The following is a 10,200-nucleotide window of genomic DNA, read 5'->3' on the forward strand; positions in this document are numbered from 1 at the left end:
AAGTATATGGCATAAAAAAGCCTTCCTGATTTTCAGGAAGGCTTTTTTATGTGTCGCAGCTTATATTTTTGAAGTAATAACCGGATCAAGCGGTTTTGTAGCAGAGCGGTAGCGGTGTATTAATTTGCCGTTCTCGTCTAACAAAAACTTCTCAAAGTTCCATTTTATTTCACCTGTAAAATCAGGATTCTCTGTTTCTGTCAGATATTTAAACAAAGGAGATATATCATCACCTTTAACACTAACTTTCTCTGTAATAGTGAAAGTTACGTTGTGTTTTGCTGTGCAAGCTTTAATATCAGCTGCAGTACCCGGCTCCTGGTTAGCAAAGTTGTTGGCAGGAAAACCAACCACTACTAATTTGTCTTTATATAGCTCTGATAACTTTTGCAGATCTGTGTACTGTGGTGTATAGCCACATTTAGAAGCTGTATTGACTATCAGTATTTTTTTGCCTTTATACTTGGCTAACGAGAAGTTGTCGCCATCAATCGTTTTTAACTTAAAATCATATACCGACGCTGGTGCAGCCAGAAACATGAACGCGAACAGGAATGCTAAGAATTTCATTTTAGTATATTTTTAAAATAGGTTGATAATAAAGCGTTTATCAGCGTAAAATTAATTATTAAAAGCGCGTTTGCCCAAATAATAATCTTCTTTTTGTGTCATATTTTGTTTACTTGATACATCTTTATCGGTATACCCCAATAAATGTAAGGCCCCATGTATTATAACACGGTGTAACTCATCTGCTTCGCTTACGCCAAACTTACCTGCGTTTTCAATAATGCGGGGAATGGAAATAAATATATCGCCGGTTATTTTGCCTTCTTCTTCAGAATTATCAAAGGTGATGATATCCGTATAAGTGTCATGATCCAAATACTCCTGGTTGATCTTCAACAGGTATTCGTCCGAACAAAGAATATAGTTAAGCTCCTGTAATTTAAAGCCCTCTTCAACAATAGCAGCGGTTACCCACTGCCTTACTTTGATCTTGTTCTTTACTTTATAGGCAATGTCTTCTTCAAAAAAATGGATAGCCGGCATTATATTTTAAATAGCAGTTCTACCTCGTTACCCTTAGCGTTGAACGCGCATTGGTCCGCCAGGTGTTTAACAATAAATACACCTCTGCCAGCCAGATTTTCCAGATTCTCCGGTGCGGTTGGATCGGCCAGGTTAACGTAGTCAAAACCTTCACCTTCATCAGTTACCGTCCAAACAGCCTTTTTACCGTCTACCTCGGCATTAATGATCACCTTTTTATTAGGATCCAATTTATTGCCGTGAATAATGGCGTTTGTTGCTATTTCATTAAGACATGTCATCATGTTAGCAAAAGTATCTTCACTTATCTGAAACCTGTCGGCAATCTCCTCAACCAGGTTTTCCAACTGCGTTATGCTCTCCAGCTTTGACGGAAGTTGTAAGGTATACAATTCGGTAGGCTGTGTGCTGACCTGCATATTATTTAATGTTAAGTTGATCAAAGTATGTCTTAATTTTCTTTTTGTAATAAAGGTTAAGGGCAGGCGGAACAGTTCTTATCTGTTCGGTTTGCTTTTCTTTAACCTGTTGATAATCCTGCAATGCTTTTATATAACCGGGAGGCATGTCTTTACCGGCATGGCCCTCGCGCTGCTGCTCTTGTTCCTGCTCCTGAGCCGCCTTTTCAGCCTCCAGCATACGTATACGTATCTGCTCCTGGCGCTTCAATGCCTCCTCTGTTATTCTCCTGTTTACGATATCGTTCTCAGTTTGTTCCATTTGCTGCGAAATTTTATCCAGATCCTTTATTCCGGTTCCGCCATCTTTTCTGTCCTCATTATTTAACTGCTGCATCGCCTGTCTTATCATCTGCTGTTCACGCGCCATACGGGCCAGTTGTTCGCTCATGCCTCGCATTTGTTGTTGCTGCTGCTGTTGCTGACTACGATTGCCTTGCTGCTGTTGTTGTTGTTGTTGTTGCTGCATTTGTTCGCGGGCGCGCTGCATGTTCTGGTTAAGTTGCTGTTGCTGCCTGCTTAATTGCTGCATACGCTGACTCCTTGACTGCTTGCGCGATTGTGAATTAGACTGCTGCTGGTTATTCATCTGCGCTTGCATATTGTTAAGTGCATCACTCAGCATCAGGGCCAGGTTGTTCATAGCTGTCATGGCATATTGCTGACTGCGGTTAGCTTCAGCTGTACGCCTGTCGCCTAAACTTTCCAAAGCCTGGTCTATTCTTTCGTTAATAGCTGATATTTCACGGTTAACGGTAGCCTCAATTTGAGGCACACGTTTACTTATGGCGTATAAGCTATCCTCGGCGGTTTTAAGGTTGTCTTTAATATTTTTTTGCGTTTGCGCCAAAGTTACATAGTTAGGATCTAAAGTACTGGTGCTTTTTAGCTGTTCCATCACTTTTTCCTGCCTAAACGAACTGTTCACTAAACTTTTCAGCAACTCCCGAATTTGCTTCATATTAACGCTATTTTCCTCCTCTTCTTCCTGTTGCTGCTGCTGTTGCATTTTTTGTGCCATTTGCTTCATTTGCTGAGCAGCCTGCTGCTGAGATTGAGAAGCTTTGGAGCGATTGCTTTTTTGTAACTGCTGTGAGCTTTGCTCCATTTTATCCTGAATGCTCTCCTGCTCGTTTTTAGGATTTTCAAAATCCTGCCTGCTTTGAATTTTCTCAGCCTCTTTGGCTAATTCTTCCAGATCTTTCTTAATGTCTTTAAACTCTTCATTCAGCTTATCCTGTTGCTTCTGTTCCTGGGCGCTTTTCTGTTGTTCAGCGCCGCTTTGCTGTTGATCTTTAGTTTGCTGATCGCCGCTGCTTTTCTGGTCGTTTTGATCCTGCCCTTGTTGTTGTTTTTGTAACTCCTCGGCTTGTTTCTGTGCTTCCTGAATAGCTTTTTCCAGTTTATCGGCAGCATCTTTTTGCGCGTCGTTCTGTGCTTTTTGCTGCTGATTTTGTTGTTGCTGGCCTTGTTGTTCGGCCTGCTTTTGAACTTCGTCTGTTTGCTTTTGCGCGTTTTGCAGGTCTTTCTTTAACTGCTCAGCCGCTTGTTTTTGCGCGGCATCCTGCTGCGCCTTTTGTTGTTGGTTCTGAGCTTGCTGTTGAGCCTGCTGCTGCGCTTTCTTTTGCAACTCGTCGGCTTGCTTTTGAGCATCCTGCAAGGCTTTTTTCAACTGATCTTCAGTTTGTTTTTGTGCTTCCTGCTGGGCCTGGTTCTGACCTTGTTTCTGGTCGTTTATTTTTTCCAGTTCAGCCGCCTGTTTTTGGGCATCCAGTAGCGCTTTTTTCAACTGTTCGGCCGCTTGTTTCATCGCATCCTGACGAGCTTTATCGTCCTGCGCTTTTTGTTGTTCCTGTGCTTTCGGATCAACAGGCTTTTTGGTTTCATCAGCCAGTTTTTCCTGTTTCTCAGCCAATTGGTTCAGCTTGTTAATATTTTGGTTAACCTTTTGGTCAAAGGCCATTTTTTTATACAATTCGTTCAAACGGTTAAACTCGCGTTTAAGCGTACGGTTATCCATCTGCATTTTTTGCAGCTGATCTCGTGTGCCTTGTTTCTGATTATTCTGGGCCAGTTCCTGTAGCTTATCTAATAACTCGCGTGTTTTTGGGTCCAATACATTGTCTAACAGTTTTTCTATTTGCTTTTGCTCCTCGGCCAGTTGCCCGTTTTGCTGCTGATTTTCGCGTCTGTTATACATGTTCTTTTTGTTGTCGGCCTGAATTTGTTTAACCAAGTCATCCAACTCGCGCCTTTTCTGCATCAAGGCATCTAACTGCTTTTGCTCATCAAATGATAATGAATTTTTGCTGAGCAGCATCTCGTTCATTTTTTGCGATTCGCGCTCAATCTCCTCGGCCATTTTAGCGGCAGCCTGTATGTTTTTACGCACCTGCTCTGTACCTGCATTTAGCTGCTGCTCTAATTGGGCAGCATCAGGCACGTTGATACTTCTTTCAGGCGATTGTACCTTTTTCGGTCCGTTAACGCCATCGTTATCAGCAACCTCAAAAAAGTAACTAACCTGATCGCCGGGTTTAATACCCAATTCTTTCAGGTTCCAGTAGTAAAAAAAGTCTGATATGTTAATGCCCAGATCTGCCTTAACCGGTTTAACAAAACTTTTCTCGTTAGCCTTGCTACCACCCGGACTGATCTTGTAGTGGAATGTCAAGCCTGAAAACCCGTGGTCGTCTTGAATCTTACCTGTGAAGTAGAACGCTTTCATACTTACCGAATCCGGGCGTTCCATCACATCAATTGCAGGTGCTTCATCTGCAATTGCGCTGATGCGGTAAGCGGCAGAATCTGTGGTATTTACTACCTGGTTAACCGGATTTAGCTTGTATATGGTATTTGACAGAATACGTTCGCTGTGACTAAACAGATCATTACCTGAAGGACGCAGCATTTCGTGCTTTTCGCCCAGGCTAAAAGCTACTCCTGTTGCATTGCGGGTGTGAAATTTCCAGGTAACTGTGGTTCCTTCGGGTACAGTAATGTCTCCCGCATTTGATAGCGTTTCCTGTTGTTTTTTCAGATAAGCCGGGTAAGTCAGCACAACATCAAAGTGCAATAAAGCCGGGCGCGGATTTACTTTAACCTCGTACGGAACAGAGTTAAAGCCATTACCCACCAAACGGAATTTGGTGCTTTCCTGCACATTGCTAAACTGGTATTTAAAACGGCTCACACTTTCTTTATCCAATTTGAAAGTGTTATTTTCCATTTCGATATAAACATCAGCAGGAAATTTATCGCCTTCCAGTTTTAATTCAAGATTAAGGTCATCTCCCTGAACAACAGATAGCGTTTTATTCAACACTACAAATTTAAAAGGAGCCACCGGTGCAAAATATTCATCATGACGGATCAATCTTTTGGTGCTCTCAGTAAGCATAGATGGTGCTGCAAAAGCTAATACAATAATAACTGCTGCAGGTACAAGCACCCATTTTAAATAACGGCGGTTTTCGCGCAGATTTATAGCCGACGGAAAACGTATGGGGCGCAGGTTTTCGATTTTCTGATCAATGCTGGCCTCGATCAGATCGCGGTGCCGGCCATCTTCGGCAGAAAGTTTTTTTAATTGGAGTGTATTTAGCAATTTATCATTAACATCATTAAAATGTTTACCTATAATATCTGCCGCCTGATCATGCGTTAACGTTTTACCCAGTTTAAGCCAGGCCATTAAAGGTGGAATAACCAGCCAGGCAACTAAACCCAGATTCAGTAAAATAAAGCCATAAAACAGAACCGTGCGGAAAGTTGAATCAAAATTGCCAAAATATTCAGACAGGGTAATAACAATATATGCGGAAAACACACCGGCACCCAAAAATATTAAGCCCCTTAACAAACTGTTAAGGTAATACCTTTTTATAAAGGTGTTGATCTTTTCAATCAGCAACTCATAGTTTCCGTGGTTGTTCATGGCGAAACGTTTTAAATACCAACAATTAAACTAAATCTAAAAATCTAATTTATTAGGCAACAGGTTATTAATAAGGGTAAGCTAAAATATTAATTAATATCTATAAAAAAACGCTTTAACTAAATAAACAGGTATTAAAACGGTAACATTTTTACAATGCGGGGTTTTATAGAGGCTTTTGGTTAAGCATGGGTTAAATACCCGAAACTCTTGCGCAATAAGATTACATAACGCTGATAGAAACGAAAAATACTTGCGCTATATTTGTAAGGTAAACTTATTAGTTTTACTTATTAAATGGAAGCTACACAATTGCAATATGTTACTGAATTAAGAACGGTGTTAACACGGCTGATAAAAAAGCTCAGGAAAGAATCGGCCACTGGCCAGCAGCTTTCATTAACTGAACGATCAACATTAGTGCTTTTACAGCAAAATACCGCTTTGCAACCTACCGAGTTGGCTGCAATGGAAAAGATCACCAATCAATCCATGTCGCAAATATTAGCTCACTTACTGGAACTGGGCTATATCAACCGCTCGGTATCTGAAACAGATAAGCGGAAAGCCATCATTACCCTATCAGAACAAGGCGAGGAAGTGCTGAAACAAGTACGCAGCGAGCGCGATAAATGGCTGGCGCAAGCCATTGAAGCAACCTGCACCCGGCATGAACAGGAAATGCTGAAACAAATAATAGTGCCATTAGAAAAAATAATTGAATTTGAATAAATAGCGGCTTGCCGCAACGCTGTATCATCAGCGTAAAAAACAAAAGGAGAGATGGAAAAGAGATGAGTACTTTCAGGGCTTTTAAAAGCAAAAACTACCGGTTATATTTTATAGGGCAGTCTGTTTCACTTATTGGAACATGGATGCAAAAAACAGCGGTAAGCTGGGTTATTTATACGCTTACGCATTCAACGTTTATGTTGGGCGTTTCCCTGTTTGCTAGCCTTTTCCCATCATTTGTACTCTCTTTATTTGGCGGCGTGGTTGCCGACAGGTACAACCGTTATAAGGTATTACTCACCACACAGGTTGCATCAATGGTGCAGGCGGTGTTACTGGCAGCTGTTATTTTAATTGGCGATGTACAGGTTTGGCAGATGTTGGCCTTGAGCGTTATGTTGGGCATTATAAACGCTTTTGATGTTCCTGCGAGGCAGGCCCTGGTTTACGAAATGGTAGAAGACAAGAAAGATCTGCCTAACGCGCTTGCTCTAAATTCATCAATGGTTAACCTTTCCCGTTTAATAGGACCTGCTATTGCAGGTATTGTGTTAGAGCGCTTAGGTGAAGAAGCTTGTTTCGTTTTAAATGCCCTCAGTTTTATTGCGGTGATAGGGTCGCTGCTGATGCTTAAATTGCCTGAGTACCATCCTGAAAAAACTAATAAAAACGTTTTTGTTGAACTAAAGGAAGGCTTGGCTTACATAAAACGTACGCCCGCTATCAAGCACATTTTAATTTTACTTTCGCTTATTAGTTTAACCGTAATGCCTTACACCACGCTCATCCCATTTTATGCCCGAGACGTGTTTAAGGGATCGGCCGCAACCTTTGGTATTATTGATAGTTTTATTGGCCTGGGGGCACTTTCATGTGCTATATTCCTGGCTTCGGTACCGTCGGGCATCGACCTGAAAAAAATACTGGCTGTTAATACGGTAGTTTTCGGAGCGGGATTGTTGTTGTTCTCACATGAAGTTTATTATCCGCTTGCTTTGCTGTTTGTTGCCATTGCAGGCTTCGGTATGATGTCTCAGGCTACGGTAAGCAATACTTTGATCCAAACAACGGTTGATCAAAAAATCCGAGGCAGGGTAATTAGTTTTTACGCGCTGGCAATATTTGGTATGCAGCCATTAGGAGGGTTGCTTATTGGTGCGCTTTCAAAATGGATAGGTACGCAAAATACCGTAGCAGTACAGGGTATAATAGCGGTATTAATAGGTGCATTGCAGTGGCGCTATTTATACAAGAATACTGTTGCACCGAAAGATGCCGGATTCAAGACGGCATAAAACAACAAAGCTCTCCGGAAAACCGGGGAGCTTTGCTGCTTTTTCATAGGGTAGAATAGATAGATTTTTATAGGTAGATGTATATATGTTGATCAGGCGGCTTTTTGTATAACCGGCTGGTTGTTGCGATGGGTGTTTTTATTGCGGAAAACTTTCAGATCTTCCATTAACAGTTGCATTAATTCGTTATCAAAACGTTTTAGTAATTTGCTGGTAGCGGGTTTGTTGTTAGTTTTCATATGTAGGTTGATGTAGGGTAAATAGTAAATTAAGCAACAGATAATCTTTCTGTCCAAATAGCTTTCATGAATACATTACGTGTTCCTTTTTTAGCTCTTAGATCGCTCATTAAAATAGCTCTCAATTCGTTGTCAAAGCTTGCAACTAATTTGCTGATGGCTGGTTTCCTGTTTTTCATGATAAATATTTTTAAAAGTTTTACCTTAATTTTTTGTCTCTTCTTTGGTTGGCTCATCGTTATCTGATAAATTATCTTTTAAACGCTTAGCCTCTTTGTACTGACGTATCAGTTGCTCTTTTTCACGGTCGTCTGAAGGTTTTTCAGGAGTTTGTGGGTTTTCCCACTCCTTCTCTTCTGTTACGGTATTTTTTGCTCTAACTACCATTTTTGGTTTTATTGCTGTTTGATCAATCTATTTCCAATAGAGTGCCAAAAAGTATTTAAGAAGAGGGTAGAAACATATTAACACATGTCAAAACAACTGTCAAAACAATTTAAACATGCTGTGAATCAACCCATTAAATTATTTTAAAAAAATTAGAACTTTTTTAAAACGTTGTATTGAAAAACAGAACAGCAATGTTGTACAAAGTAGGCATCACTATACAGTTGTGCTATCAGGCTGTAGTGTTTCCTGATTATTGAGGTGTAATATAAGGGTCAATGCAGATACCGCTATGCCTAAAATGCATACACCTGTCCACTGGTAGCGGTACCAGAGCTGGGTGCCGAAAAAAGTTCCGATAGCACCGCCGCCAAAATAGGACACCATGTATACCGTATTGATACGGTTACGAGCAGCAGCGTTGTTGGCGAAAATAATAGCCTGGTTACACAAATGGGTTGCCTGCAGCCCCATATCCATTAAAATTACGCCCACTACCATTCCGACTAAACTATAGCCTGAGAAATAATATACTACGAACGACAGTAAAAGGATTGCGATAGTATAAGTAGCAAGTTTGTATGGGTTCACCTTATCGGTCAGGCGGCCTACCCTACTTACCGCAAGTGCGCCAAAGGCCCCGGCCAAACCAAACAAGCCGGCTACATCACTACCCATATTAAAGTTTTGTTTTACCAGGAATGCAATAGTGCTCCAGAAAGCGCTGAAACAGGCGAAGCATGAGGCACCCCTTAAAGCCGCCAGGCGTAAATGCCGGTTATCTTTAATGAGGCCGGTTATTGAAAGCATAAGGCTCTTGTAAGTTCCTTTATAAGTTGGCTGTACCTCGGGCAACAGGCGATAAACCAATCCCCACATTACCAGCATTAATGCCGCGGCAATATAAAACACACTGCGCCAACCGTAATGTGCGGCAATAAAACCGCTCAGTGTTCTTGATAGCAAAATACCTATCAGCAAACCTGTTTGTACGAAGCCGATGGTTTTACCCCGCTCATGGGCCTGTGCCAGGTGCGCTGCCATGGGTAGCATAAATTGCGGAATAATGGATGATACCCCAATAAAAAAACTGGCAATAATCAAGGCATTAATATTAGGTGCAATGGCGGTAAGCAATAAGGCTATTACCATAAAACCAAAATCAATGATCATCATGCGCTTGCGGTTAAGCATATCAGCCATGGGCACTACCAAAAAAATTCCTAACGCGTAGCCTATTTGTGTGAGCATGGCCACCTGGCCGGCTTTTGCGCTGGTTACACCGAAGGTTTTGGCAATATCATCCAACAACGGTTGATTATAATAAATGTTGGCGATAACTAATCCGGTGGTAATGGTCATTACCCAAAGCGTGAATGGCGTAAGCGTTGATGGGCGTTCGGGACTATTTGTCATTTAATTTGTAGTGTATGAGAATTTTTTGCGCTTTGCAAAGGTATGTTTTGAAAAAACACGATTTAAAAATACTACTACAGAAAAATTTTGGAAAGAAGTTATAAGTAAAAATTTGCCGAAAACGCGCTAAAAACGAGTAAAAAACGTAAAAAAAGTATAGAAAAGTTCAATAAGAAGACCGTTTTTAAAAGAATTTATTTTGAAATACGTTTGCGAAGGGTGAAAAAATACCAAAAAAATATTTTTTTAAAAGATTTGAATAAAAAATGTTCATAAATGGTTTTTAGACGTAAAAATTTAACATATTGTTAACGTTTGACGGCATGATTTGCGAATATGATAGGCTATGACACCAATTTGACAAAAAAATTTCAAAAAAAAATTTGCACATATTGAAACATAGTGTTACCTTTACACCATCAAACAACGATAATAGCAGCCGAAAGGTTAACATATAAAGAGTCTTCTCATAATTTAGGTTTATAATTGGTTTAGTAAAGGTCCCTGCCCATCAGGGGCCTTACTTGTTTTATAAGTTTTTTAAAAGGTAAATGCAGAGACAGATCCATGAATAAGTGGGCTGATTAACCTTAAAGCTTAAAAGGTACCTAAAAGCCAATTATCTTATATACATAGCTGATTCAGAGTTACACCGGTTTGTGTTTACAAACATTCACATGTTA

The 10,200-nt window shown here is 40.6% G+C and carries 10 protein-coding genes; 2 read left to right on the plus strand and 8 right to left on the minus strand.

What is annotated here, in order from left to right:
- Positions 1–60: 60 nt before the first annotated feature.
- From CLV57_RS01785 to CLV57_RS01800, 4 genes are read right to left on the minus strand one after another with little or no spacing between them, the layout of a single operon-like run.
- Positions 61–570, minus strand: coding sequence for a glutathione peroxidase (locus CLV57_RS01785; RefSeq protein WP_100339650.1), 510 nt, complete (start codon positions 568–570; stop codon positions 61–63).
- Between the two features lie 51 nt (positions 571–621).
- Positions 622–1,053, minus strand: coding sequence for an rRNA maturation RNase YbeY (ybeY, locus tag CLV57_RS01790; RefSeq protein WP_100339651.1), 432 nt, complete (start codon positions 1,051–1,053; stop codon positions 622–624).
- A complete protein-coding gene (locus tag CLV57_RS01795) occupies positions 1,053–1,472 on the minus strand; it encodes an ATP-binding protein (protein ID WP_100339652.1) in 420 nt (139 codons plus the stop codon). The genes ybeY and CLV57_RS01795 overlap by 1 nt, the downstream gene beginning before the upstream one ends.
- A 1-nt stretch (position 1,473) precedes the next feature.
- Positions 1,474–5,448: a DUF4175 family protein gene (locus CLV57_RS01800; RefSeq protein WP_100339653.1), complete on the minus strand. Its 3,975-nt coding sequence runs from the start codon at positions 5,446–5,448 to the stop codon at positions 1,474–1,476.
- 297 nt (positions 5,449–5,745) lie between these two features.
- On the opposite strand from CLV57_RS01800, the gene CLV57_RS01805 reads away from it, so the two are divergent.
- Together CLV57_RS01805 and CLV57_RS01810 are read left to right on the plus strand one after the other, a co-directional pair.
- On the plus strand, positions 5,746–6,180 hold the full coding sequence (locus CLV57_RS01805) for a MarR family winged helix-turn-helix transcriptional regulator (protein WP_100339654.1): 435 nt from the start codon (positions 5,746–5,748) through the stop codon (positions 6,178–6,180).
- Between the two features lie 8 nt (positions 6,181–6,188).
- Positions 6,189–7,475, plus strand: a complete 1,287-nt coding sequence (locus CLV57_RS01810) for an MFS transporter (protein WP_245856815.1) — start codon at positions 6,189–6,191, stop codon at positions 7,473–7,475.
- A 92-nt stretch (positions 7,476–7,567) separates the two neighbouring features.
- Here CLV57_RS01810 and CLV57_RS18265 read toward each other — a convergent pair whose 3' ends face one another.
- The 4 genes from CLV57_RS18265 to CLV57_RS01820 all read right to left on the minus strand — a co-directional run bounded on the left by CLV57_RS18265 (position 7,568) and on the right by CLV57_RS01820 (position 9,517).
- Positions 7,568–7,714 (minus strand): hypothetical protein, encoded by a 147-nt coding sequence (locus CLV57_RS18265; RefSeq protein WP_157799033.1) that lies wholly within the window; start codon positions 7,712–7,714, stop codon positions 7,568–7,570.
- Positions 7,715–7,743: 29 nt separating this feature from the next.
- Positions 7,744–7,893: a hypothetical protein gene (locus CLV57_RS18270; RefSeq protein WP_157799034.1), complete on the minus strand. Its 150-nt coding sequence runs from the start codon at positions 7,891–7,893 to the stop codon at positions 7,744–7,746.
- 25 nt (positions 7,894–7,918) lie between these two features.
- Positions 7,919–8,101, minus strand: a complete 183-nt coding sequence (locus tag CLV57_RS01815; RefSeq protein ID WP_100339655.1) for a hypothetical protein — start codon at positions 8,099–8,101, stop codon at positions 7,919–7,921.
- Between the two features lie 216 nt (positions 8,102–8,317).
- A complete protein-coding gene (locus CLV57_RS01820) occupies positions 8,318–9,517 on the minus strand; it encodes an MFS transporter (RefSeq protein WP_211290013.1) in 1,200 nt (399 codons plus the stop codon).
- Positions 9,518–10,200 lie beyond the last annotated feature (683 nt).

It is taken from the genome of Mucilaginibacter auburnensis (assembly GCF_002797815.1).
GTDB classification, from domain to species: Bacteria; Bacteroidota; Bacteroidia; order Sphingobacteriales; family Sphingobacteriaceae; genus Mucilaginibacter; species Mucilaginibacter auburnensis.